Source organism: Tabrizicola soli, from assembly GCF_015999335.1.
Classification (GTDB): domain Bacteria; phylum Pseudomonadota; class Alphaproteobacteria; order Rhodobacterales; family Rhodobacteraceae; genus Tabrizicola; species Tabrizicola soli.
Map to the genome: position 1 here is coordinate 110,000 of NZ_JAEACP010000003.1, position 25,269 is coordinate 135,268.

Annotated in this window: 20 protein-coding genes; 12 read left to right on the forward strand and 8 right to left on the reverse strand. The window is 68.7% G+C overall.

The window, feature by feature from the left end:
• The first annotated feature begins 72 nt into the window (after positions 1 to 72).
• The 4 genes from I7S92_RS03745 (at position 73) to I7S92_RS03760 (ending at position 4,947) form a co-directional block, all read left to right on the forward strand.
• Positions 73 to 1,407 carry a glutamine synthetase family protein gene (locus I7S92_RS03745; protein ID WP_197642259.1) on the forward strand — a complete coding sequence of 445 codons (1,335 nt, stop codon included), beginning with the start codon at positions 73 to 75 and terminating at the stop codon, positions 1,405 to 1,407.
• Positions 1,408 to 1,538: 131 nt separating this feature from the next.
• Positions 1,539 to 2,249, forward strand: a complete 711-nt coding sequence (locus I7S92_RS03750; RefSeq protein ID WP_197642137.1) for a type 1 glutamine amidotransferase — start codon at positions 1,539 to 1,541, stop codon at positions 2,247 to 2,249.
• 41 nt (positions 2,250 to 2,290) lie between these two features.
• Positions 2,291 to 3,646 (forward strand): glutamine synthetase family protein, encoded by a 1,356-nt coding sequence (locus I7S92_RS03755; RefSeq protein ID WP_197642138.1) that lies wholly within the window; start codon positions 2,291 to 2,293, stop codon positions 3,644 to 3,646.
• Positions 3,646 to 4,947: an NAD(P)/FAD-dependent oxidoreductase gene (locus I7S92_RS03760; protein ID WP_197642139.1), complete on the forward strand. Its 1,302-nt coding sequence runs from the start codon at positions 3,646 to 3,648 to the stop codon at positions 4,945 to 4,947. The genes I7S92_RS03755 and I7S92_RS03760 overlap by 1 nt, the downstream gene beginning before the upstream one ends.
• Here the strand turns inward: I7S92_RS03760 and ribD are convergent, their stop codons facing one another.
• The 8 genes from ribD to I7S92_RS03800 form a co-directional block, all read right to left on the reverse strand.
• Positions 4,948 to 6,015, reverse strand: a complete 1,068-nt coding sequence (gene ribD / locus I7S92_RS03765; RefSeq protein ID WP_197642260.1) for a bifunctional diaminohydroxyphosphoribosylaminopyrimidine deaminase/5-amino-6-(5-phosphoribosylamino)uracil reductase RibD — start codon at positions 6,013 to 6,015, stop codon at positions 4,948 to 4,950.
• A 14-nt stretch (positions 6,016 to 6,029) separates the two neighbouring features.
• Positions 6,030 to 6,497 (reverse strand): transcriptional regulator NrdR, encoded by a 468-nt coding sequence (gene nrdR, locus I7S92_RS03770; protein WP_197642140.1) that lies wholly within the window; start codon positions 6,495 to 6,497, stop codon positions 6,030 to 6,032.
• A gap of 151 nt (positions 6,498 to 6,648) precedes the next feature.
• Positions 6,649 to 7,119, reverse strand: a complete 471-nt coding sequence (locus I7S92_RS03775; protein WP_197642141.1) for a hypothetical protein — start codon at positions 7,117 to 7,119, stop codon at positions 6,649 to 6,651.
• A gap of 91 nt (positions 7,120 to 7,210) precedes the next feature.
• Positions 7,211 to 7,513: a putative quinol monooxygenase gene (locus tag I7S92_RS03780; RefSeq protein ID WP_197642142.1), complete on the reverse strand. Its 303-nt coding sequence runs from the start codon at positions 7,511 to 7,513 to the stop codon at positions 7,211 to 7,213.
• A 145-nt stretch (positions 7,514 to 7,658) separates the two neighbouring features.
• Entirely contained in the window at positions 7,659 to 8,018 is a 360-nt protein-coding gene (locus tag I7S92_RS03785; protein WP_197642143.1) for a hypothetical protein, read from the reverse strand.
• A gap of 10 nt (positions 8,019 to 8,028) precedes the next feature.
• Positions 8,029 to 10,017: an RNA polymerase sigma factor RpoD gene (gene rpoD, locus I7S92_RS03790; RefSeq protein ID WP_197642144.1), complete on the reverse strand. Its 1,989-nt coding sequence runs from the start codon at positions 10,015 to 10,017 to the stop codon at positions 8,029 to 8,031.
• A gap of 79 nt (positions 10,018 to 10,096) precedes the next feature.
• Positions 10,097 to 12,025, reverse strand: a complete 1,929-nt coding sequence (gene dnaG, locus I7S92_RS03795; protein WP_197642145.1) for a DNA primase — start codon at positions 12,023 to 12,025, stop codon at positions 10,097 to 10,099.
• Positions 12,026 to 12,089: 64 nt separating this feature from the next.
• Positions 12,090 to 14,699 carry an HAD-IC family P-type ATPase gene (locus I7S92_RS03800; RefSeq protein ID WP_197642146.1) on the reverse strand — a complete coding sequence of 870 codons (2,610 nt, stop codon included), beginning with the start codon at positions 14,697 to 14,699 and terminating at the stop codon, positions 12,090 to 12,092.
• Positions 14,700 to 14,787: 88 nt separating this feature from the next.
• Here I7S92_RS03800 and I7S92_RS03805 point away from each other — a divergent pair, with 88 nt between their 5' ends.
• The 8 genes from I7S92_RS03805 (at position 14,788) to I7S92_RS03840 (ending at position 25,005) form a co-directional block, all read left to right on the forward strand.
• The gene (locus I7S92_RS03805) at positions 14,788 to 15,522 is read left to right on the forward strand and encodes an ABC transporter ATP-binding protein (protein ID WP_197642147.1); all 735 of its coding nucleotides are present in this window, start codon (positions 14,788 to 14,790) and stop codon (positions 15,520 to 15,522) included.
• Positions 15,516 to 17,879: an ABC transporter permease gene (locus I7S92_RS03810; protein ID WP_197642148.1), complete on the forward strand. Its 2,364-nt coding sequence runs from the start codon at positions 15,516 to 15,518 to the stop codon at positions 17,877 to 17,879. The genes I7S92_RS03805 and I7S92_RS03810 overlap by 7 nt, the downstream gene beginning before the upstream one ends.
• 13 nt (positions 17,880 to 17,892) lie before the next feature.
• Positions 17,893 to 19,101, forward strand: a complete 1,209-nt coding sequence (locus tag I7S92_RS03815) for an efflux RND transporter periplasmic adaptor subunit (RefSeq protein ID WP_197642149.1) — start codon at positions 17,893 to 17,895, stop codon at positions 19,099 to 19,101.
• A gap of 124 nt (positions 19,102 to 19,225) precedes the next feature.
• Positions 19,226 to 20,239 (forward strand): BMP family protein, encoded by a 1,014-nt coding sequence (locus I7S92_RS03820; RefSeq protein ID WP_197642150.1) that lies wholly within the window; start codon positions 19,226 to 19,228, stop codon positions 20,237 to 20,239.
• The gene (locus I7S92_RS03825) at positions 20,236 to 21,768 is read left to right on the forward strand and encodes an ABC transporter ATP-binding protein (protein ID WP_197642151.1); all 1,533 of its coding nucleotides are present in this window, start codon (positions 20,236 to 20,238) and stop codon (positions 21,766 to 21,768) included. The genes I7S92_RS03820 and I7S92_RS03825 overlap by 4 nt, the downstream gene beginning before the upstream one ends.
• Entirely contained in the window at positions 21,758 to 22,801 is a 1,044-nt protein-coding gene (locus tag I7S92_RS03830; protein WP_197642152.1) for an ABC transporter permease, read from the forward strand. Before I7S92_RS03825 ends, I7S92_RS03830 begins: the two co-directional genes overlap by 11 nt.
• The gene (locus I7S92_RS03835; protein WP_197642153.1) at positions 22,798 to 23,742 is read left to right on the forward strand and encodes an ABC transporter permease; all 945 of its coding nucleotides are present in this window, start codon (positions 22,798 to 22,800) and stop codon (positions 23,740 to 23,742) included. Before I7S92_RS03830 ends, I7S92_RS03835 begins: the two co-directional genes overlap by 4 nt.
• On the forward strand, positions 23,743 to 25,005 hold the full coding sequence (locus I7S92_RS03840; protein ID WP_197642154.1) for an amidohydrolase family protein: 1,263 nt from the start codon (positions 23,743 to 23,745) through the stop codon (positions 25,003 to 25,005).
• Positions 25,006 to 25,269: the final 264 nt, after the last annotated feature.

Here is a 25,269-nt window from a genome sequence, read left to right on the forward strand (position 1 = left end):
TCCGAACCTGCGCATCAGGCGGGCCTTCGCAGGCCCCGGGCGCGGGGATCGTGCCCTTCCTGAGACATGATGATGAAGGATTGGCTGAGAAAGCACCCCGACGTGCGGACCATTCGCGTGGCCGCCGCGGATCTGAACGGGCAAGCCCGCGGCAAGCGCGTGCCCGCCCGCTTTGCGGAAAAGGTCGTGAAGGACGGGACGCGGTTCCCCTTCTCGGTCCTGAACCTCGACATCTGGGGCGAGGATATCGACGACAGCCCGCTGGTCTTCGAGCAGGGCGACGCCGATGGCGTTCTGAAACCGACCGAGCGCGGCTTCATGCCGATGCCCTGGCTGGAGGCGCCGACCGCGCTTCTGCCGATCTGGATGTTCCGTGAGAACGGCCAGCCCTATGAGGGCGATCCCCGCCACGCGCTGCGCGCGGTGGTGGAGCGTTACAAGGCGCGCGGCCTGACGCCGGTCTGCGCGATGGAGCTGGAATTCTTCCTGATCGACGACAGCGGCAAGACCATGCAGGTCCCCGCCAGTCCGCGCTCCGGCAAACGCCGCAAGGCGGCCGAAACCCTGTCGATCCGGGCACTGGACGCCTTCGACACTTTCTTCACCGACCTCTACGACGCCTGCGAGGCGATGGACATTCCCGCCGACACCACCACCTCCGAGACCGGGCTGGGTCAGTTCGAGGTGAACCTGATGCATTGCGACGACGCCCTGCGCGCCGCCGACGACGCCTGGCTGTTCAAGATGCTGGTCAAGGGCCTGGCCCGCCGCCATGGTTTTGCCGCCAGCTTCATGGCCAAGCCCTATCTGGAATATTCCGGTTCGGGCCTGCACACGCATTTCTCGGTGCTCGACACCAAGGGCGACAACATCTTCGACTCGGGCGGTCCGAAGGGCACCGCGCAGCTGCGTCATGCCGTGGCGGGCTGTCTGAACGCGATGCACGATTCCACGCTGCTCTTCGCGCCGCATTTCAACAGCTACGAGCGCCTCGTGCCCGACAAGCACGCGCCGACCGCGATCAGCTGGGGATATGAGAACCGCACCGCGGCGATCCGCATTCCGGCAGGCAACCCCGCCGCCCGCCGGATCGAGCATCGCGTGGCCGGGGGCGACGTGAACCCCTACCTGATGCTCGCCGCGATCCTCGGGGCGGCGCTGACCGGAATCGAGGACGAGATCGAGCCGCCGCCCGCCGTCACCGGCAACGCCTATGCGATGGACCTGCCGCAGATCCCGGCCAGCTGGGAAGCGGCGATCGACGCTTTCGAACATTCGGACATCCTCTACCGCTTCCTGCCCAAGGAGCTGATCCGCAACCTGGTGCAGACCAAGCGGCAGGAGTTGCACTACATCGCCGAGCTTTCGCCCGAAGAGCGGGTGGAGCTTTATCTCGACACCGTCTGACCGCTTTTCGTTCGCCCTCGGCCCCGCCTCGCCGGTTCGCCCGCGAGGAGGAGACGCAGTCGAACGACGAGCACCCTCTTGACCGAAGCGCCATTCCGCACCCACCTTAGGGAAAAGCAAAGGGCCAACAGATGCAGATCGGCATTCTTCAGACCGGAGCCTCGCCCGACGCATTGCGCGGCGAGCATGGCGATTACCCGGATTTCTTCGAGCGCCTGCTTCAGGGCCGGGGCCTGGCCTTCCGCCGGTACCACGTCGAGGCGATGGAATTCCCCGCCTCGGTCCACGATTGCGATGGCTGGCTGATCACCGGCTCGCGCCACGGGGCCTATGAGGACCATCCCTTCATCAAGCCGCTCGAGGATTTCGTCCGCGAGGCCTATGCCGAACATGTCCCGGTGGTCGGCATCTGCTTCGGCCACCAGGTCATCGCCCAGGCCATGGGCGGCAAGGTCGAACGCTATGCGGGCGGCTGGTCGGTCGGGCCCACCGACTATGACTTCGGCGGCGAGAGGTTCACCCTGAACGCCTGGCACCGCGACCAGGTGACCCTGAAGCCCGCGATGGCAGAGATCGTCGGCTCCAGCGACTTTTGCGAGAATGCGGCGCTGCTTTACGACGACCGCATCTTCACCGTGCAGGCCCATCCCGAATTTCCCAACTCCTTCGTGGACGGGCTGATGCGCACCCGCGGCCCCGGCCTCGTCCCGGACGAGCTGATGGCCGCCGCCCGCGACCGTTTCCAGGGGCCGCTCGACAGCCCCCGGATGGCTGACCGGATCGCGGATTTCTTCCTGTCTCACCAAGCCAAGAAAACTGGGGCCGAGAAGCTCCGCGCCTGATCGTCAGTCGCGGGGGCCACCCCCCAACCCAAGTGTGACCCATGTCCAAATGGACCGACCAGCTGCCCGAGGCAGCGCGCGACTACATCGGCAACCGCCGGGTAGACGAAGTGGAATGCATCATCGGCGACATCGCCGGCGTGGCGCGCGGCAAGGCGATGCCTGCCGCGAAATTCGCCAAGCAGACCAACTATTTCCTGCCGAACTCGATCTTCCTGCAGACGATCACCGGCGAATGGGCCGACAACCCGTTCGACGCCTTCACCGAACCTGACATGATCCTGGAGCCGGACTGGTCCACCGCCACCGCCGCGCCCTGGACCGCCGACATCACGCTGCAGGTGATCCATGACGCCAAGGACCAGCAGGGCAACCTCGTTCCCTTCTCGCCGCGCAACGTACTGCGCCGGATCGTGGATCTCTACGCCGCGCAGGGTTGGCGGCCGGTCGTCGCGCCCGAAATGGAATTCTTCCTGACCGCCCGCAACATCGACCCCAACCTGCCGGTGATCCCGCCGATGGGCCGCACGGGCCGGCGGGCGGCGGGCAAGCAGGCCTATTCGCTGTCCGCCGTCGATGAATACGGCAAGGTCATCGACGACATCTACGACTTCGCCGAGGCGCAGGGGCTGGAGATAGACGGCATCCTCCAGGAAGGCGGCGCGGGCCAGGTCGAGTTGAACCTCGCCCATGGCGATCCGGTGCGCCTGGCCGACGACGTGTTCTTCTTCAAGCGCCTGATCCGCGAGGCGGCGCTGCGCCACGACTGCTTCGCCACCTTCATGGCCAAGCCCATCGCCGGAGAACCGGGGTCCGCGATGCACATCCACACCTCGGTCGTCGATACGAAAACCGGCAAGAACATCTTCGCCGGTCCGAAGGGCATCGAAACCGAAGCCTTCATGCACTTCATCGGCGGGTTGCAGAAACATCTCGGCGCCGCCGTCGCCCTGTTCGCGCCCTACGTCAACAGCTACCGCCGCTACGTCCCCGACTTCGCCGCCCCGATCAACCTGGAATGGGGCCGGGACAACCGCACCACCGGCCTGCGGATTCCGATCTCCAGCCCGAACGGGCGGCGGGTGGAGAACCGCCTGCCCGGCATGGACTGCAACCCCTATCTCGGCATCGCCTCTACCCTGGCCTGCGGCTATCTCGGGCTGATGAACAAGGTCCAGGCCCGGCCGGAGTTCACCGGCTCGGCCTATATCGACAGCGAGGACATCCCGGTGAACCTGGGCGACGCGCTGGACATGCTGGACGAGGACGCGGCGCTGAAGGAGGTCATGGGGACCGAGTTCGTCAAGGTCTACGATTCGGTGAAGCGCAACGAATACAAGGAGTTCCTGCAAGTCATCAGCCCATGGGAGAGGGAGCATCTGCTCCTGAACGTCTGATGAATCTCCTGCATGCGAACGACCGGCGGGGCGAATATCCCGCCAGCTATTATGCTGCGACGGCGGCACCCCTCGACCGTTTCCCGGTCCTGAAGGGCGCGACCCGCGCCGATGTCTGCGTGGTGGGCGGCGGCTATACCGGCCTTTCCGCGGCGCTGCATCTGGCGCAGAAAGGCTATGACGTGGTGCTGCTCGAAGCGCACCGCATGGGTTTCGGCGCCTCGGGCCGCAACGGCGGGCAGGTCGGTTCCGGCCAGCGGCAGGATCAGGTCTGGATCGAGAAGGCCGTGGGGAAGGAGAACGCGCATCGCCTATGGTCGCTGGCCGAGGAGGCCAAGACCCTGGTCAAGGACCTGGTCCGGGACCATGCGATGCCCGTCACCTTCCACCCCGGCATCGCCCATGCCTGCCGGTCCGAGGCCGAGGTCCGCGAAACCCATGCCTATGCCGAGAAACTGCACCGCGACTACGGTTATGCCCATCTGGAGCCGCTGGACCGCGCCGGCATCCGTCGCCTGATCGGCTCGCAGGCCTATGTCGGCGGCGAGATCGACCGGGATGCGGGCCATCTGCATCCGCTCAACTATGCCATCGGCCTGGCGCAGGCGGCGGTCAGGGCGGGCGTCCGCATCCATGAGCTGTCCGAGGTCCACCGGGTCGAGCCGGGGCCGAGGCCAGTGGTCCGCACCCCCTCGGGCCATGTCGATTGCGCGACCGTGGTTCTGGCGGGCAACGGCTATCTTGGCCAGCTTTCGCCGAAGGTTGCGGCAAAGGTCATGCCGATCAACAACTTCATGGTGGCGACCGAACCGCTGGGCGACCGCGCGCGGGATCTCTTGTCGGAACCCGTCGCCGTCGCCGACACCCGCTTCGTGGTGAACTACTGGCGGCTCTCCGAGGACAACCGGCTGCTGTTCGGCGGTGGAGAAAGCTATGGCTACCGCTTTCCCGACATCATCAGGACAGTCTCGAAACCGATGCTGGAGGTCTATCCGCAGCTTGCGAAGACCCGGATCACCCATGCCTGGGGCGGGACGCTGGCGATCACGCTGAACCGGATGCCCTGCTTCACCCGGCCGGGGCAGAACCTGCTGTCGGCCTCGGGTTATTCCGGGCATGGGGTGGCGATGGCGACGCTGGCGGGCAAGCTGATGGCCGAGGCGGCGGCGGGACAGCAGGAACGGTTCGACCTGATGGCCGGCCTGCCGCAACCCCGCTTCCCCGGTGGCGCGGCGCTGCGCTGGCCGCTCCTGGTCACGGCGATGACCTGGTATTCGATGCGCGACCGGCTGGGTCTGTGATCAGAAGGACCAGAGGGTGAGGCTGTCCGGCCCCAGTGCCTGAACCTCGCGCAAGCGCGGCCGCGGGGCATCCGCCAGCGCCGCAAGGCCCAGGGCCCCGAGCGCCGGATGCCCCTCGTCGCCGATCAGCACGCCGCCGGAGAACAGGGCCAGTTCGTCCACCAGCCCGGCCCGGACCAGCGCGCCCGCCAGCGTGCCGCCGCCTTCGCTGAAGATCCGGGTCAATCCCCGCGCGGCAAGCGCCGACAGGGCGGCGTTCAGGTCAAGCCGGCCCGCAGCTTCCGCGGTCTCGATCAGGGTCGCGCCCGTGGCCTCCCAGGCCGCCCGCGCCGCCCCGGGGGCCGAGGCGCCATGCAGCATCCAGACCGGATTGTCCCGCGCGGTCCGGCCAAGGCGGCTGTCGGGGGAATGGCGCAGCGCCCGGTCCAGCACGATGCGGACCGGCTGCCGCACCGCCCCCATGTTGCGCACGGTCAGGTCGGGGTCGTCGGCCAGGGCGGTGCCCGAGCCCACCATCACCGCGTCATGCGCCAGGCGCAGCGCATGGACCTTGCGCCGCGCCTCGCCGCCGGTGATCCAGCGCGACTCCCCCGTCGCCGTCGCCGTCCGGCCGTCCAGGCTTGCCGCCAGCTTCAGCGTCACGAAGGGCAGCCCCCGCGTGACCCGTTTCAGGAAACCCGCATTCGCATGCCTGGCCTGATCGGTCAGGACGCCCTCGGTCACCGCGATCCCGGCAGCGCGCAGCATCGCGTGCCCCCTGCCCGAGACGCGGGGATCCGGATCGGTCAGCGCGGTCACCACCCGCGCCACGCCGGCGGCGATCAGCGCCTCGGCACAGGGCGGGGTGTGGCCATGATGGGCGCAGGGCTCCAGCGTGACATAGGCCACGGCGCCCTGGGCCAGCGTCCCGGCCTGCGCCAGCGCGCGGACCTCGGCATGGGGACGGCCGCCGGGCTGGGTCCAGCCGCGCCCGACCACCAGGCCCTGCTTGGCGATAACGCAACCGACAGCCGGATTGGGCCAGACATTGCCAAGGCCCCGCGCGGCAAGGCGCAGGGCATGGGCCATGTGGTCCTGGTCGCTCACTCCTCGCCCGGCGCGCCGGGGCGAAGCTCGCTCACGAAGCGGTCGAAGTCGTCCGCCGCCTGGAAGTTCTTGTAGACGCTGGCAAACCGCACATAGGCAACCGTGTCGATCCGCGCGAGGCTTTCCATCACGATCTCGCCGATCTGCTTGGACTGGATGTCGGTGTCGCCGAGGCTTTCCAGCCGCCGGACGATGCCGCTGATCATCTGGTCGATCCGTTCGGGGTCGATCGGGCGTTTCTGCATCGCGATGCGGATCGAGCGTTCCAGCTTGGCGCGGTCGAAATCCTCGCGCTTGCCGGAGGACTTGATCACGACGAGATCGCGCAGCTGGACGCGTTCATAGGTGGTGAAGCGGCCGCCGCAGGCCGGGCAGAACCGGCGGCGGCGGATCGAGACGTGATCCTCGGCCGGTCTGGAATCCTTCACCTGCGTGTCGATGTTGCCGCAGAATGGGCAGCGCATCGGCCCCCTCCTTGCTATGGTTGTCCTGCCTCAAGGCCGGGTGTTCTCCCCGGTTCCTGCCACAGACTATAGGCGACCGTCGCGCATTTCGGCCAGCGCGAAGTTACAGGCCCCGCATCTGGGGGGCCCGGTGTGGCGGCGGGGACTCATTTCAGTCGCAGCTGCGGGTCCAGGCCTTGGCGTCGACGTCCCAGCACTGGCCGATTTGGGACTTCAGTTCCGAAAGGATATCCAGCGATGTCGCGACGCTGCCCGGATCGCAAGCAAGCGTCGCCAGAAGCGTTTCGCCCTCCAGCACATTGACGCCGCCTTCCAGTTTGGCGGCCTCGTCCATCCGGTCGAATGAGGTCCAGACTTCGTAGGTCGTTCCCTTGTTGGTGAAAGCCAGGCTGTCCCAGATCGCCCGCCCGACGCCCGGCCAGGGGGTATAGGCGGCGGTTTCCAGCGGTTGGGTGAGGGCCAGTTCGGGCTGGCCCTCGGGCCCGAAGGCATAGTTCAGGGCGCCGGTCTTGTGGCAGACCTCCAGTATCTTTGCGCCGATGCGGCAGGAAAAGACGGTGTCGCCCTGGCAGGTTGCCCCGGCCGGGGCGGCGAGAAGGACAAGGAAAAGGGCGGCGCGCATGGAGGACTCCTTTGCCGGGACTGTGCGGCAGAGGGGCAGAGCAGACAAGGCCGGTTCTCCGCCGGTCCTGCCTGCCGGTTTGCGGCCCGCGCTACTGGCCGAGATGCAGCGCCACTTCGCCCGACCAGGGCTCGGTCACGCCGCGCCCGCCGCCGAGGTCTTCCAGGATGGGCCGCAGCCTGTCGAGGTTCGCGATCATCGCGGGCCGGGCGGCCACAAGGGCCTCGGTGCTGTCCCATTCGCCGATGACGACGAAGCTGCGGTCTCCCGATTTCACCAGCCAGAAGTTCCGACCGCCGCGCAGGGATTTCATGTCGAAATCCTGGTGCAGGCGGACGAATTCGGCTTCCATACCCGGCTTCACTCGCATGTGGACGACATTCATCGCGGTCATGGCACATCCCCCCCGTTTGCCAAGGGGAAAGGATAGCACGAATGGGGTGAGTCGGAGGTCTGGTGTAGGGTGGGTGCCAACCCACCCTGTGCGAGGTGGTGGGTTGGCACCCACCCTACGCTTGCGGCTCGGATACGAGCCGCCGTTAGGCAGCTGAACGGATCATCGCCAGCCAGCGAGCAGCCGTGCCTGCATCACGGATACGCAAGGTGACTTCCCCCTGATTGGTCAAGCGGGCCTCGGGAAAGGCCGCCATCACGCCGTCAACCGTCAGCTTACCGCGCCTCAGTTCCGGCTTGCGGATGTAGGCCAAAACCCACTCGTCATTTGGGACGGCGGCAAAACAATAATCGCTGTCCCGGTAAATCCTCAGGCTGTTGAGGAAGCCCTGTTCATGGGCATTCATGGACATGCCGACCTGTCCTGAGAAACCATCGACAATCGCATCGAACGCGACCTTGGCGTCCGACGAAACAATCTCTTTACGCAAATCGGCGATGTTCATAGCGTAGTGCTCACTGATCCAGGAACGACCGCAGCTTCCGGCTCCTGCTCGGGTGCTTCAGCTTCCGCAGCGCCTTGGCCTCGATCTGCCGGATGCGTTCCCGCGTCACGCTGAACTGCTGGCCGACCTCTTCCAGCGTGTGATCGGTGTTCATGCCGATGCCGAAGCGCATCCGCAGCACCCGTTCCTCGCGCGGAGTCAGCGAGGCCAGCACCCGGGTCGTGGTTTCCTTCAGGTTCTCCTGAATGGCGCTGTCCAGGGGCAGGATCGCGTTCTTGTCTTCGATGAAGTCGCCGAGCTGGCTGTCCTCCTCGTCGCCGATCGGGGTCTCCAGCGAGATCGGTTCCTTGGCAATCTTCATCACCTTGCGGACCTTTTCCAGCGGCATCTGGAGTTTCTCGGCCAGCTCCTCGGGCGTCGGTTCGCGGCCGATCTCGTGCAGCATCTGGCGGCCGGTGCGCACGAGCTTGTTGATCGTCTCGATCATGTGGACCGGGATGCGGATCGTGCGGGCCTGGTCGGCGATGCTGCGAGTAATGGCCTGCCGGATCCACCAGGTCGCGTAGGTGGAGAACTTGTAGCCGCGGCGGTATTCGAACTTGTCCACGGCCTTCATCAGGCCGATGTTGCCTTCCTGAATGAGATCAAGGAACTGCAACCCGCGGTTGGTGTATTTCTTGGCGATGGAGATCACCAGGCGCAGGTTGGCCTCGACCATTTCCTTCTTGGCCTGCCGCGCCTCTTTCTCGCCCTTCTGGACCTGGTTCACGATCCGGCGGAATTCGCTGATGTCGACGCCGATATACTGGCCGACCTGCGCCATTTCGTTGCGCAGCTCCTCGACCTTCTCGCGCGAGCGCTCGATCAGCGCCTGCCAGCCGCGCCCGGCCTTCTGCGACATGCGGTCCAGCCAGGTCGGGTCCAGCTCGTAGCCCTGGTATTCGTGGATGAATTCCTGACGGTTGATCCGCGCGGCATCGGCCAGCTTCACCATGCCCGAGTTGATCGACATGATCCGCTTGTTGATGCCGTAAAGCTGGTCGATCAGCGCCTCGATCCGGGAGTTGTTCAGATGCAGCTCGTTGACCAGGAGCACGATTTCCGACCGCAGCTTCTGGTAGGCGGCCTCGTCGGCGGTGGAGAAGCGCTGGCTGGACGACAGCGTCGCGTTCATCCGGCTTTGCTGCATGTCGGCCAGATTGTCATAATCGCGGGCGATCAGGTCCAGCGTCTCCAGCACGCGCGGCTTCAGCGCGGCCTCCATCGCGGCGAGCGAGAGGTTGGAGCCCTCGTCGTCCTCGTCGTCGTCGGCCTCGCGCAGGATCGGGTTGCCGTCGGCGTCCAGCTCGGGTTCGGCGCTGGCCGAGCGGCGCGGGGCATTCTCGACCTCGACATCGTCCAGCGCCGGGCCGTCCATGTCCTCCTCGCCGTCGAGGCTGCGGCCGAAGGTGGCCTCGAGGTCGATCACGTCGCGAAGAAGGATCTCCTCGTTCAGAAGTTCGTCGCGCCAGATGATGATGGCCTGGAAGGTCAGCGGGCTTTCGCAAAGCCCCGCGATCATCGTGTTGCGGCCGGCCTCGATCCGCTTGGCGATGGCGATCTCGCCCTCGCGGCTGAGAAGCTCGACGCTGCCCATCTCGCGCAGATACATCCGCACCGGGTCGTCGGTGCGGTCCAGCGTCTCGCTGGTGGTGCCGGCGATGGCGATCTCGCGGCTGGAGGAGGTCTCGACCAGTTCGCCCGCGGGGGCCTCGCCTTCCTCGACCTCTTCGTCCTCGATGACGTTGATGCCCATCTCCGACAGCATGGACATGACGTCCTCGATCTGTTCGGAGGACACCTGCTCGGGCGGGAGAACGGCGTTCAGCTGGTCATAGGTGATGTAGCCCCGCTCGCGCGCATCGGCGATCATCTTCTTGACCGCGGCCTGGCTCATGTCGAGCGAGACATCGGGTTCTTCCGCTTCCGGCTTGGCGTCGTCGGTGTCCTTGAGGGCCATGTGGTCTCCTATCGGGGGCGCGAATCGGTCGGGGCTGCGACGAATCAATACCGCGAATCAAATCGGGGGAAAGGCCGAATCAGCGGTTTTTCTTGACCCAGACCTGGCTATCGATCAGCGATTGCAGATGTCTTGACAGTGCGGCCCGGTCCTCGCCCAGGTCCGAACTGTCGCGGGCGGCGCCATGTTCCGAGCGGTGGCGGGCCTCGGCGGCCTTGGACAGGCGCCAGGTCAACCCCTCGTCGGGCAGGCCGTCGAAATCCTCCATCGCATCTTCAATCTCGCGCCGGACTCCGCGTCGGGCTTCCAGTTTGGCCAGTTCCTCGGCAAGGCAGAGCGCGGCGAGCTCATCGTCGGAAGCGTTGCGGACCGGGGGCGCAATGGCCACATGGGGTCGCCGGAGAAGCGCGTCAAGGGCGCCGGGCGCCGCCGCGCGGATCCTGGCCTGCGGATCGGCGTCGTCGGCATGGCTCAGGATCAGGTGGCGCAGGGTCTCGTGCCCCTCGCCGGTCAGGTCCAGCCGCTCCAGCGCCGATTCGAAGCGGTGGATCAGCGCGGGATGCAGGATCGCCGTGGCCAGGATCACCGCCTCGCGCAGGATCTCGTCCACCGGGCCCTCGGCCTGCACCAGAAGCGACGAGCGCGTGGCCGCAAGCGCGCCGCCCGGCGGGGCGTTCCTGCCGCGCGGGCGGAAGGGGCCGGGCTGGAAGGGACGGGCGTCGAAGCTGCCGAACAGCTCGCGCCGCAGCCGCTTCATCTCGTCGGCATAATGGTTGCGGATCGAGGGGTCGGCGATCCGCGCCAGATGGGTGCGCAGCACCTTGTCCAGCGCCGCCCGGCGCTCGGGGCTGTCGAAATCGCGGCCTTCCGTCTCGCGTTGCCAGAGGAGTTGCACCATGGGCCTCGCCCCGTCCAGCACCGCCTGCATCGCGGGCGCGCCCTGCGCCTTCAGCAGGTCGTCCGGGTCCATGCCGCCGGGCAGGATGGCGAAGCGCAGCGCCTTCCCGGCCTCCAGGAGCGGCAGGGCGAGGTCGATCACCCGCTGCGCGGCCTGAAGCCCCGCCTTGTCGCCGTCCAGCGCCAGGATGGGTTCGTCCGCGATGCGCCAGATCATGCGCAGCTGCTCCTCGGTCACGGCCGTCCCCAGGGGCGCGACGGCGGCGGTGAACCCGGCCTCGGAGAGCGCGATCACGTCCATGTAGCCCTCGGCCACGATCAGGGGCCTGCCCTTCCCCGCCGCCTCGCGCGCAGGTCCGTGGTTGAAAAGGTTGCGCCCCTTGTCGAAAAGCTCCGTCTCCGGGCCGTTCAGGTATTTCGCCCGGGCGTTCGGGTCCAGCGACCGCCCGCCCAGGCTGATCACCCGGCCGCGCGCGTCGCGGATCGGAAAGATGATCCGGGCGTGGAAGCGGTCGTAAAGGCGGCCCGAGTCATGTTTCGCCACCACGCCGGACGCCACCATCAGCTCGGGCGGGACGCCCTTGGCCTTCAGCGCCTCGACCACGGCCTGCGCGTTCTCGGGCGACCAGCCGATGTCCCAGCGGTCCCAGGCGGCCTCGTTCAGCCGGCGTTTCTCGGCCAGATAGCTGCGGGCGGCGGCCCCTGCCCCGGTCTTGAGTTGCAGGCGGTAGAACTTCACGGCCTCGTCCATCACCGCCTGCAGCTGCGTCCGGCGGTCGGCGCGCTCGGCCGCCTTGGGATCGCGCGAGGGCATCTGCATCCCCGCCTCGCGCGCCAGGACCTCGACCGCCTCCATGAAGCCCATGTTCTCGGACTCCTTCACGAAGGTGACGGCATCGCCCTTCGCATGGCAGCCGAAGCAGTAGTAATAGCCCTTGCGGTCATCGACGTGGAAGCTGGCGGATTTCTCCTGATGGAAGGGGCACGGGGCCCAGAAATCGCCCTTGGCCAGGTTCGACTTGCGCATGTCCCAGGTCACCTTGCGGCCGACGATGGCCGAAAGCGTCACCCGGGTGCGCAGGTCGTCGAGGAATCCGTTGGGCAGCGACATGCGACAGATATGGCCGCTGGCCGCCCCGCCGTCCAGTGCGGGCGCAGGTCCCGGCCGATCCCTGTCAGGAGGTCTTCCGGCCAAGGCGCAGGCGCAGCTGCTTTTCCCCCTCCAGCACCAGAAGGAGGGCGCCCCCCAGTGCCACCACCATCGCGCCGTCGGCCAGCGGGATGGACCGGGTTCCAAGAAGCGGCTGCAGCGCCGGCAAATAGGTCACGGCACACTGGGCGACGGCCACGACCAGAACCACCGCCCAGACCACCGGCGTTCCCCGGACCATGCCGGGCCGGAGCGAGGTGCCGTGCAGGTTGCGGATGAAGAACAGATGGAAGATCTCCAGCACGACCAGGGTGTTCATCGCCAGGGTCTGCGCCATGGGCGTCGGATAGCCGCGCCCGATCGCCAGCGCGAAGACGCCGAAGACGGCGGTCGAGAACAGGGCGGAGACGAGGACGACATGCCAGACCAGCCCCCCCGACAGAAGCGGTGCGTCGCGTGGGCGCGGCGGGCGGGCCATGGTGCCGGGCTCGGTCGGCTCGAAAGCCAGCGCCAGGCCAAGGGTGATGCCGGTGATCAGGTTGACCCAGAGGATCTGGATCGCGGTGATCGGCAGCGCCAGTCCCAGCAGCAGCGCCAGCACGACGGTCGCGGCCTCGCCCGCGTTGGTCGGGAGCTCGAAGCTGATCACCTTGCGCAGGTTGTCCTGCACCGTCCGCCCCTCGCGCACGGCTGCCGCGATGGTGGCGAAGTTGTCGTCGGCCAGCACCAGATCCGCCGCCTCCTTCGCCGCCTGCGAGCCCTTCTGCCCCATCGCGATGCCCACATCGGCCCGTTTCAGCGCCGGAGCGTCGTTCACCCCGTCGCCGGTCATCGCGACCGACCGGCCCCCGGCCTGCAGCGCGCGGACCAGTCGCAGCTTGTGCTCGGGGCTGGTGCGGGCGAAGACATCGACCGTCGCCACCGCCTCGGCCAGCCCGGCATCGTCCAGCCGGTCGAGCTCGGCCCCGGTCAGCACCCGGCCGGCCTGCGCAAGGCCGATGGCGCCGGCGATGGCGCGCGCGGTCCCGGCGTGGTCGCCGGTGATCATCTTGACCTCGATCCCCGCCGCCCGGCACTCGGCCACGGCGGCAATGGCCTCGGGCCGGGGCGGGTCGATCAGCCCGAGGAGCCCCAGGAAATGCAGGTCGGCATCAAGCTCGCCGGCCGAAAGCCGCGCGCCGGTCTGCGGCCGCTCGGCCAGCGCCAGCACCCGCAGCCCCTGCCCGGCCAGCGCCTCTGCCCGTCCGTGCCACGCTTCGCGGTCCAGCCCCGCGCACATCCGCAACACCCGCTCCGGGGCGCCCTTGACCAGGGCGAGCGGCCCCTCCCCCGCCTCGACCAGCACGGCCATATAGCGGTGGCGGCTGTCGAAGGGGATCGCGTCCAGCCGCCGCGCGGCCGCGCGTTCCCCCGTCTTGCCCGCAAAGGCCAGAAGCGCCGCCTCCATCGGATCGCCCTCGGCCCTCCAGCCGTCGCCCTGCCGGACCAGGCTTGCGTCATTGCAGAGCGCCGCCGCCCGGGCCAGACGCGCAAGGTCCCCGTCGGGGGTGATCCGGCCCTCGGGCGCATAGCCCTCGCCGGCGACGTGGAAACGGCCTTCGGGCGTCTCCACCTCGGTCACTACCATCTCGTTGCGGGTCAGCGTCCCGGTTTTGTCGGTGCAGATCACGCCCACCGAGCCGATCGCCTCGATCGCCGGAAGGCGGCGCACGATGGCCCGCCGGCGCGCCATCGCCTGCACCCCGATCGCCAGCGTGATCGTCATCACCGCCGGCAAGCCTTCGGGGATCGCGGCCACGGCGACGCCGACGACCAGCATGAACAGCGCGGCGAAATCATGCTCGCCGAAGATCGCGGCCCAGGCCAGCAGCAGCGCCGAGGCCCCCAGGATCGCCACCGACAAGGCGCGCGAGAAGCGGTCCATCTGCGCGACCAGCGGCGTGGTCAGGTCCTCGACTTGCGCCAGAAGCCCGCCGATCCGGCCGATCTCGGTCGCGGTCCCCGTCGCGGCGACCACGCCCCGCGCAGAGCCCTGCGTGACCAGGGTGCCGGACCACAGCATCGACTGCCGGTCGCCCAGCGCCGCCGCGCGCGGGGCGGGGCGGGCGGATTTCCCGGCCGGGACGGATTCGCCGGTCAGCATCGATTCGTCGGCGGCCAGCCCGTGCGCCTGCAAAAGCCGCAGGTCCGCCGGGACGCGGTCGCCCGCCTCGATCAGGACGACGTCGCCGGGCACGACCTCGTCCCCCGGCACCGAAACACGCTGGCCGTCGCGCAGGACGGCGGCGCGGGGGGCCAGCATCACCCGGATCGCGGCCATCGCGGCCTCGGCCTTGCCCTCCTGCAGGAAGCCGATCACCGCATTGGCCAGCACCACCGCCAGGATCACCCCGGTATCCACCCAGTGCTGCAAGGCCCCGGTCACGACCGCAGCGGCCAAAAGGACATGGATCAGCACATTGTCGAACTGCGCCAGCAGCCGACGCAGCCGCCCGCGCCGGCGCACCTCGGGCAGCCGGTTCGGCCCGTGGCGTTCCAGCCGCCGCCGGGCCTCGGCCTGGGTCAACCCCTCTGGTCTGGCATCCAGCGCGGCCAGGGCTTCGGCGGCGGTCAGGTGGTGGAAGGGATCGGTCATCCGGCCCGTGATCGTTGTGGCAGGTCCACAAGGGTCATATCCTTGCGACAGATCAATGGCAAAGCCGCGTGATGGTGTAGAAGGATGCATGATCTTGCAGCCTGAAGCGTCCTTCCCTGCCCGTCCGGTCTTCCGCACCGAAGGCGTCACCCGCGTCTACCGTACCGGCGCGGTCGAGGTCCGGGCCCTGCGCGGCATCGACCTTTCCCTGCGCGAGGGCGAGATGGTCGTCCTCCTCGGCGCCTCGGGGTCCGGCAAATCGACGCTTCTGAACATCCTCGGCGGGCTGGACCGGCCGACGGAAGGCCGGGTCTTCTTCCGCGACACCGAGCTGACCCACGCGACCGAGGCCGAGCTGACCGCCTATCGCCGCGCCCATGTCGGCTTCGTGTTCCAGTTCTACAACCTCGTCCCCAGCCTTACCGCGCGCGAGAACGTGGCCCTGGTGACCGAGATCGCCGCCCGCCCGATGCCCCCGGAGGAGGCGCTGGAGCGGGTGGGCCTCGGTCCCCGGATGAACCATTTCCCGGCCGAGCTTTCCGGCGGCGAACAGCAGCGCGTCGCCATCGCCCGCGCCATCGCCAAGCGGCCGGACGTGCTTCTGTGCGACGAACCCACCGGCGCGCTCGATATCGCCACCGGGGCACAGGTGCTGGAGGCGCTGCATTCCGTCAACCGCGACCTTGGCACGGCGACGGTGCTGATCACCCATAACGCGGTGATCCAGCGCATCGCGCACCGGGTGGTGGTGCTGGCCGACGGCCGCATCGTGCGGGACGAGCCGGTGACCGACCGGCTGCAACCCGCCGAACTGACATGGTAAGGGCGCTTGACCGCAAGCTTCTGCGCGACCTGCGCCGGATCTGGGCGCAGGCGCTGGCCATCGCGCTGGTGCTGGGCTGCGGGATCATGGTCCTCGTCGGTGCGCAGGCCACCTTGCGCACCCTCGACGGCACGCTCGCCGCCTATTACGACCGCACCCGTTTTGCCGAGGTCTTCAGCACCCTGAAACGCGCCCCGCGCGGGGTGCTGGACGATGTGGCACTGATCGACGGCGTGGCCCAGGTCGAGGGGCGGATCGCCACCCTTGCGCTGGTCCAGGTGCCCGGCATGGCGGTCCCCGCGACCGGACAGGTCATCTCCCATGCGTCGGAGGGCGCGGTCCTGAACCTGCCGGTGCTGCGCCGGGGAAGGATGCCGCTGCCCGACCGGCTGGACGAGGTCGCGCTCTCCGAACCCTTCGCCGAGGCGCATGGCCTTATCCCCGGCACCCAGCTGCGGGTGATCCTCGGCGGCCAGAGCCGCGAGCTGACCGTGACCGGCTGGGTCCTGTCGCCGGAATTCGTCTATGCCCTCGGCCCCGGCTCGGTCATGCCCGACGACCGCCGCTTCGGCATCCTCTTCATGCCCGAACCCGCGGTGGCCGCCGCGATGGACATGACCGGCGCGGTCAACCAGATCTCGCTGCGCCTGATGCGCGAGGCCGACCCCCGCGCCGTGGCCATCGCCCTCGACCGCCTGCTCGCCCCCTATGGCGGCACCGGCGCGCATGACCGCGAGCGGCAGCAGTCGCACGCCTTCATGACCAGCGAGATGCACCAGCTTTCCGCCATGTCCACCTACGCGCCGCCGGTCTTCCTGCTGGTCTCGGCCTTCCTCGTCAACATGGTCCTCGGCCGTCTCATCGCGCTGGAGCGGCCGCAGATCGGCCTTCTCAAGGCCGTCGGCTATTCCACGCGCGAGATCGCCTGGCATTACCTGAAGCTCGCGCTCCTGATCGGGGCGATCGGCATCGCGGCCGGCTGGGCGGCGGGGTTCTGGATGGCCGATGCCATGATCGACCTTTATGCCGAGTATTTCCGCTTTCCCTTCGTCCGGCGCGCGGCCAATCCCTCGGCGCTGGTGACCTCGGCCGCGCTTGGCCTGGGCGTGGCGGTCCTGGGCGGCGGACGCACCGTCTGGCAGTCGGTCCGCCTTCCCGCGGCCGAGGCGATGCGCCCCCCGGCTCCGGCCAGCTTCTCGCGCGGGGTGCTGGACCGGGCGCTCGACCGGCTGGCCCTGCGCCAGACCTCGGTGATGATCCTGCGCTCGATCCTGCGCTGGCCGGGCCGGGCGGCGATCACGCTTTTCGGGGTCTCGGCCTCGGTCGCGGTGCTGGTGATGAGCTATTTCATGTTCGACAGCGCCCAGCTTCTGGGGGCCAGCGTCTTCGGCGCGGCGAACCGGCAGGACCTGACCCTCGCGCTTTCGGAACCCGAGGGCGAGGAGGCGCTGCTTGCCGCCCGCTCGCTGCCCGGCGTGGTGAAGGTGGAACCCGGCTATGCCATCCCGGCCCGGCTGGTGAACGGCGCCGCCGAACGCCTGGGGGCGGTGCAGGCGCATTGGGAAGGGGCCACCCTCGCCCGCCTCGTCGACGACCACGGGGCCGAGGTCGCCCTGCCCCCGCACGGCCTTGTCCTGCCCGAGATGCTGGCCCGGGCGCTGGACGTCGGCCCCGGCTCCTGGCTCGAGGTCGAGCTCCTCGCCCCCCCGCGCGAGACCCTGCGCCTGCCGGTGACCGCCGTCTTCGCGCAAGGCATGGGACAAGAGGCCCATATCGCCGCCCCCGCCCTTTTCGCCGCGCTGCGCAGCGTGCCGCAGGTCAGCCAGCTGCACCTGTCCCTCGACGCGGCGCAACGTGGCGCGCTGGACGCCCGCCTCGGCTCGCTTCCGGCGGTGGCGGGCCTGATCGACTGGGTCGAGGTCGAGCGCCAGTTCCAGACCCTCCTGCGCGAGAACCTTCTGACCATGGTGACGATCTACACCGCGATCGGCATGATGATCGCCGTGGGGGTGATCTACAATGCCGCGCAGATCCTGCTGTCGGAACGCAGCTACGAACTTGCCACCCTGCGCGTGCTGGGCTTTTCCCGCCGCGAGGTGGCCTATGTGCTGGTGGGCGAGATGATGATGCTGACCTTCGTCGCGATCCCGCTGGGCTGGCTGGCCGGGACCTGGCTGGCGCAGGGCCTGGTCCACGCGGTCTCCAGCGACATCATCCAGCTGCCCCTCGCCATCACCCGCCGGACCTATGCCCTGGCCGGGATCGCGGCGGCGGTGGCGGCCTTCGGCTCGGTCCAGGTGGTGCGGCGGCGGCTGGACCGGATCGACCTGGTCTCGGCCCTGAAATCGCGTGAGTGAAGGAGAGAACCGGATGAACCTGCGGCAAGGATCTCTCTGGGGCATCGCTGGGCTGGCCCTCGTCGCGGCCACGGTCTGGGCGCTGTGGCCCGCGCCGCTGGAGGTGGACCTGGGCCGGGTCGCCACCGGCCCGATGCGCGGCACCGTCCTGGCCGAAGGCGTGACCAGGGTGCGCGACCCGTTCTCCGTCTCGGCCCCGATCTCGGGCACGATGCAGCGCAGCCCGGTCGAGGTGGGTGACCCGGTGACAAAGGGCGAGACGGTGCTTGCCGTCATCCGCCCCGCCGCGCCTGTGCTGATGGACGCCCGCAGCCGCGCCCAGGCCGAGGCCGCCGTGACCGAGGCCCGCGCCGCGCTTGCCCTGGCCGAGACCGGGGTGACCGTCGCCGCGGCCGCGCTCTCGCAGGCCGAAAGCCAGCTTGCCCGCGGCCGGGCGCTGGCGGCCAGCGGCACCATCCCGCAACGCTCGCTGGAAGAGCTGGAGACCGCCCAGATCACCGCCTCGCAGCGCCTTGCCGCCGCCCGCTCCGAGGTGGACCTCGCCCGCGCCTCGCTGGTCCGGGCCGAGGCGCAGCTGATCGGTCCCACCCTTGGCGCCCCCGAGGCCGACCCCGGCGAATGTTGCCTGCGCCTGACCGCGCCGCATGACGGGGTGGTCCTGACCCTTGCCGACCCCTCCGAACGCCCCGTCCAGGCCGGCGAGCCCTTGATGACGCTGGGCGACCTGACCGAGCTTGAGATCGTGGTCGACCTCCTGTCCTCGGACGCGGTGCAGGTCGCGCCCGGCATGGTGGCCGAGGTCGACCGCTGGGGCGGGCCCGGCACGCTGGCCGCCACGGTGCGGCGCGTCGCGCCTTCGGCCGTCACCAAGATCAGCGCCCTCGGGATCGAGGAACAGCGCGTCCGCGTCCATCTCGACCTCACCGATCCGCCCGGCACCCGGCCGGGCCTCGGCGACGGGTTCCGGGTCTATGTCCGCCTGCTTCTCTGGCACGAGGAGAGCGTGTTGCAGGTCCCGCAATCCGCCCTGTTCCGTCACGGCGAGGGCTGGGCCGTCTTCCGCCTGGACGCGGGCAAGGCCCGGCTGGTCCCGGTCGGGATCGGCCGTCAGGTCGAGGACAGCGCCGAGGTCGTCTCGGGCCTGCAAGCCGGCGAGACGGTGGTGATCTTCCCCTCCTCGGCCCTGCAGGACGGCGCTGCGATCACCCCGCGCGCCCCGTGACACCGCCGGGGCTTGCCCTTCGCTCGGGCAATCCGGTTTAACCTTCCGGCAAGCTTGTAACGAATCGACGGGCAGTTTTTACTGCCTGGTAAAAATCAGCGTACAACAGGGGATGGATGACAGCATGACGAACGGAAACTTCCTGGTCTCTCGGCGCGGTCTGCTTCTGGGCGGCGCGGCCGCCTTGATCGCGACAAACCTGCCGCGCGGCGCCTTCGCGCAGGAACCGCTGAAGATGGCGGGCATCTACACGGTGCCGGTCGAACAGCAATGGGTCAGCCGCATCCACATCGCCGCCGAGGCGCTGAAGGTGGCGGGGACGGTGGACTATACCTATACCGAGAATGTGGCGAACACCGACTATCCCCGCGTGATGCGCGAATATTGCGAGGCGGGGGTCAAGCTCATCGTCGGCGAGATCTTCGGGGCCGAGGCCGAAGCGCGCGAGGTCTGCGCGGAATATCCCGACGTGGCCTTCCTTCTGGGGTCGAGCTTCCCGCCGGACGAAGCCGCGAATCCGAACCTCGGTGTCTTCGACAACTACATCCAGGACGCGGCCTACCTGTCCGGCATCGTCGCGGGCGGCATGACCAAGGGCAATATCGGCATGGTCGGCGGCTTCCCGATCCCCGAGGTGAACCGCCTGATGAACGCCTTCATGGCCGGCGTGCGCGAGGTGAAGCCGGATACGAAATTCCAGGTCAGTTTCATCGGCTCGTGGTTCGACCCGCCGAAGGCCAAGGAGACCGCCTTCGCGATGATCGACGGCGGCGCGGACCTGATGTATGCCGAACGCTTCGGCGTCTCGGATGCCGCCAAGGAACGCGGCGTGCTGGCGATCGGCAACGTGATCGACACGCAAGCCGACTACCCCGAGACGGTGCTGACCTCCGCGCTCTGGCATTTCGAACCCACCCTGAACGCCGCCGTCGCTGCGATCCAGGGCGGGGCGTTCAAGGCCGACAACTACGGCGTCTATTCCTACATGAACGCGGGCGGCTGCTCGCTGGCGCCACTCGGCACCTTCGAGGGCAAGGTTCCGGCCGAGGTCATGGCCAAGGTCGCCGAGAAGGAAGCGGCGATCAAGGACGGCAGCTTCACCGTCGCCATCGACGACAGCGAGCCGAAATCGTCGTGAGCAAGGATGAAGGGGCGGAGGTCGTCCTCCGCCTCGACCGCATTTCCAAGAGCTTCGGCGCGCTGAAGGCCAACGACGCCGTGTCGCTGGCCCTGCGGCGCGGCGAGGTCGTGGCGCTGCTGGGCGAGAACGGCGCCGGCAAGACCACGCTGATGAACATCCTTTTCGGTCACTACATGGCCGACGAGGGGGGCGTGGAGGTCTTCGGCCAGCCTCTCCCCCCCGGCAACCCCCGCGCCGCGCTGGCGGCCGGGGTCGGCATGGTGCACCAGCATTTCACGCTGGCGGGCAACCTGACGGTATTGGAGAACATCCGGCTCGGGACCGAACGTCTCTGGGCGCGCCGCCATCCGGATTCGCGCGGGAAGGTGGAGCGCCTGTCGCGCGACTTCGGCCTGGCCGTGCATCCCGACGCCAAGGTCGGCCGTCTCTCGGTCGGCGAGCGCCAGCGGGTCGAGATCCTGAAGGCGCTTTACCGCGACGCCCGGATCCTGATCCTGGACGAGCCGACCGCCGTCCTGACCCCGCAGGAATCCGACGCCCTGTTCGCCACCCTGCGCAAGGCGACCGCCCTCGGTCTCTCGGTGATCTTCATCAGCCACAAGCTGCACGAGGTCATGGCCATCGCCGACCGCTGCATCGTCCTGCGCCACGGCCGCGTGGTCGGCGAGGTCGATACCCACGCCACCGACAAGGGCCGCCTCGCCGCGCTGATGGTGGGGGGCGAGCTTTCCCTGCCCCGCGCCGAGGCCCGCGCGCCGGGCCCGGTGCTGATGCAGCTGGACGGCGTGACCACCCCCGACCGCGGCGCGGTGCCGGGGCTGAAACGGCTGACGCTGGCGCTGCGCGCGGGCCAGATCACCGGGCTTGCCGGCGTCTCGGGCAACGGCCAGGCCGCGCTGGCCGAAGTCATCGCGGGTCTTGCGCTGCCCTCTGCCGGGACGCTGACGGTGCACGGTGCCCCGGTGACCGACTGGTCGCCCCGCGCCGCGCTGGCGAAAGGCGTCGGCCGCATCCCCGAGGACCGGCACCACCAGGGCTCCATCGGCGACTTCGACCTGACCGAGAACGCGGTGCTGGAGGCCTACCGCTCCCGCTTCTCGCGCCGGGGCTGGATGAACTGGCGCGCCGCCCGTGCCTTCGCGCAAGAGATCATCGCGAGCTACGACGTGCGCTGTCCCGGTCCTGAAACCCGCATCCGGCTCCTCTCCGGCGGCAACATGCAGAAGCTGATCCTGGGCCGCGCCATGGCCTCGGGGCCGGACATCATCCTGGCGAACCAGCCGGTGCGGGGTCTGGACGTGGGCGCGATCGCCTATGTCCAATCCCAGCTGATCGCCGCCCGCGACCGGGGTGCGGCGGTGCTGCTGATTTCCGAGGATCTGGACGAAATCATGGGCTTGTCTGACGTCATTCATGTAATCTCTCAGGGCCGCCTCTCGCCCGGTTTCGCCCGGGGCAGCATGTCGGCGGCCGATCTCGGCCTCTGGATGGCCGGCCAGAAGTTCGAGGGCGCGGATGCGGCTTGAAGCCATCGCCAACCCCTCGGCCGCGCGCCGGCTGGGCCTGCCCGCGCTGGCGATCGCGGCAACCATGCTGGTCGCCATGCTGCTTGCGCTCATTGCCGGGGCCAACCCGCTCGCCGTCCTCGGCCAGATCGCCAAGGGCGCGCTGGGGTCGAAGCTGGCGATCCTGGAGACGCTGAACCGCGCGACGCCGCTGATCTTCACCGGCCTCGCCGTGGCCGTCGCCTTCCGCGCCAGGCTCTGGAACATCGGCGCCGAGGCGCAGCTTTACGCCGGCGCGATCATCGCCGTCGTCCTTGGCACCGGCGCCCTCGGCGGTCCGCTGGTCCTGCCTCTCTCCGCCCTTGCGGCGATGCTGGCCGGGGCGGCGCTGCTCCTTGGTCCCGTGCTCCTCAAGACCCGGCTTGGCGTCGACGAGGTCGTGACCACCCTCCTTCTCAACTTCATCATGCTCCTCCTCGTCGGCTATCTTCTGGAGGGCCCGATGAAGGACCCGATGGGCATGGGCTGGCCGAAATCCACCCCGCTGATCCCCGAGGCCCGCCTGCCCCGGATCGTCGACGGCTTGCGCCTGCACTGGGGTTTCGCGCTGGCGATCATCGCCGCCGTCGCCGTTTGGGTGATCCAGACCCGCACCACGCTCGGCTTCGAGATCCGCGCCGTCGGCCAGAACCCCGAGGCCGCCCGTTTCGCCGGGATGCCGGTCAACGCGGTGCTGGTGAAAACCGCCCTCCTCTCCGGCGGCCTTGCCGCGCTGGCCGGCTGGTCCGAGGTCGCCGGGCTGAAGGGGCATCTCTCCTCCGACCTCTCGCCGGGCTTCGGCTATACCGGGATCATCGTCGCCATGCTGGCACTCCTGCACCCGCTCGGCGTCGTCGTGACGGCGATCTTCGTCGCCGGGATCTTCGTCGGCTCGGACGCGATGAGCCGGGCGGCGGGCGTGCCGACCTATATCGCCGACATGCTGATGGCGACCGCGCTTCTGTGCATGGTGCTGGCCATCCTTCTGACCAGGGTAAGGGTGGTGCGCGGATGAGCGAGATCATCGACATCCTGATCTCGGCCAGCTTCTGGGCCGCCGTGATCCGCATCGCCTCGCCCCTGATCCTGGCGACGATGGGCGAGCTGATCTGCGAACGCGCCGGGGTGCTGAACCTCGGCATCGAGGGGATCATGGTCATCGGCGCCTTCGCGGGCTGGATGGCGGTCTACCAGGGGATGCCGCTCTGGGGCGGTGTCGCGGTGGCGATGGGCGCGGGGATGCTGTTCGGCCTCCTGCATTCCACCCTGACGGTGCCCTTCGGCCTGTCGCAGCACGTCGTCGGCCTCGGCGTGACGCTGCTCGCCACCTCATCGGCCTCCTTCGCCTACCGTCTGATGCTGCCCGAGGTCACCAGCCCGCCGAAGATCGCCCCCTTCCAGCCGCTGCACATTCCGGGTCTTTCCGACCTGCCCTGGCTGGGCGCGGCCCTCTCGCAGACCGCGCTGACCTGGGCCGCCTTCGCCATGGCCGGCGGCGTCGCCTTCACCCTCTACCGCACGCCCCTCGGCCTCGCCGTCCGCGCCGTGGGCGAGAACCCGGCGGCGGTGGAAGCACAGGGCCTGTCGGTCACCGGCCTGCGCATGGGGGCGGTGATCGTCGGCTCCGGCCTGATGGCGGTGGGCGGGGCGTTCCTGACGCTCTCCGCCTTCTCCTCCTTCTTCTTCGAGATGGTCAACGGCCGCGGCTGGATCTGCATCGCGCTGGTGGTGTTCGGGGCCTGGAGGCCCGGCAAGGCCGTCCTGGGCGCGATCCTCTTCGCCGCCTTCGACGCCTTGCAGATCCGCCTGCAACAGACCCCGCTCGGCGCGGCCCTGCCCTACCAGCTGTTCCTCGCCCTGCCCTTCATCCTCTCCATCCTGGCCCTGATCCTGATGTCCCGCCGCGCCGAAGTGCCGGCGGCGCTGATGGTGCCCTACAACAAGGGGGAACGCTGAATGTTCGATCTTCTGGTCAAGGGCGGCACCCTGCCCGACGGCACCCAGGCCGACATCGGCATCAAGGGCGACCGCATCGCCGCAGTGGGCAAGCTGGAAGCCGAGGCCGGACGCGTGATCGACGCCACCGGCGACCTGGTGTCCCCGCCCTTCGTCGACCCGCATTTCCACATGGACGCGACCCTCTCCTATGGCCTGCCCCGCGTGAACGCCTCGGGCACGCTGCTGGAAGGCATCGCGCTCTGGGGCGAGTTGCGCGAGATCGCGACGGTCGAGGAGATGGTGGACCGCGCGCTCCGCTATTGCGACTGGGCGGTCAGCATGGGGCTCTTGGCGATCCGCAGCCATGTCGATACCACGCCCGACCACCTGCGGGGCGTCGAGGCGATGCTGGAGGTCAAGGCCCTTGTCGCGCCCTACCTCGACCTGCAGCTGGTCGCCTTCCCGCAGGACGGGCTTTACCGCACGAAAACCGGCCGCGAGAACGTGGTCCGCGCGCTGGACATGGGCGTGGACGTCGTCGGCGGCATCCCGCATTTCGAGCGCACGATGGAGGAAGGGGCAGAAAGCCTGCGCGACCTCGCCCGGATCGCCGCCGAACGCGGCCTGATGTGGGACGTCCATTGCGACGAGACCGACGACCCGATGTCCCGCCATGTCGAGACCATGGCGCGCGAGGTGACGCGGCACGGGCTGGGCGGCCGGGCGGCGGGCAGCCACCTGACCTCGATGCATTCGATGGACAATTACTATGTCTCGAAACTCCTGCCGCTGATCGCCGAAAGCGGCATGGCCGCGATCCCGAACCCGCTGATCAACATCACCCTGCAGGGCCGCCACGACAGCTATCCCAAGCGCCGCGGCCTGACCCGGGTGAAGGAGATGCAGGCGATGGGCATCCCGGTCGGCTGGGGCCAGGACTGCGTGCTGGATCCCTGGTATTCGCTGGGCACCGCCGACATGCTGGACGTGGCCTTCATGGGCCTGCATGTCGCGCAGATGACCCATCCGGCCGAAATGGCGCGCTGTTTCACCATGGTGACCGAGACCAACGCCCGGATCATGGGGCTGGACCACGGACTGCAACCGGGCCGCCTGGCCAGCCTCGTGGTGCTGGACGCCGTCAACCCGGTCGAGGCGCTGCGCCTGCGGCCGGATCGGCTGGCGGTGGTCTCGAAAGGCCGGGTGGTGGCCGAACGGCAGCGCAACGACGCCCGGCTGGCGCTGCAGGGCCGTCCGGCCTCGGTCCGCCGCCGCCTCTGACGGCATTGTCCCCCGGTTGGAAATGCCGGCAGTGGCTTTTCCAGGAAAGACCCGCTGCGACGGGTAGAAGGCGGTTCCCGGTGCGGCTGAAATTCCGCTCAACCGGGGGGATAATCACGTCTTTGATCCACCAACCTTCAAGTTTTCACCGCGCTGCCGCATTTTTGCCGTCATCCACAACCTACGATAAAGTTCTGTATTGGTGCACCTGTGTGGACGATTGCTGCCAGCCTGTCGGTGGTCCGCCGGACCCCCAGACCTCCC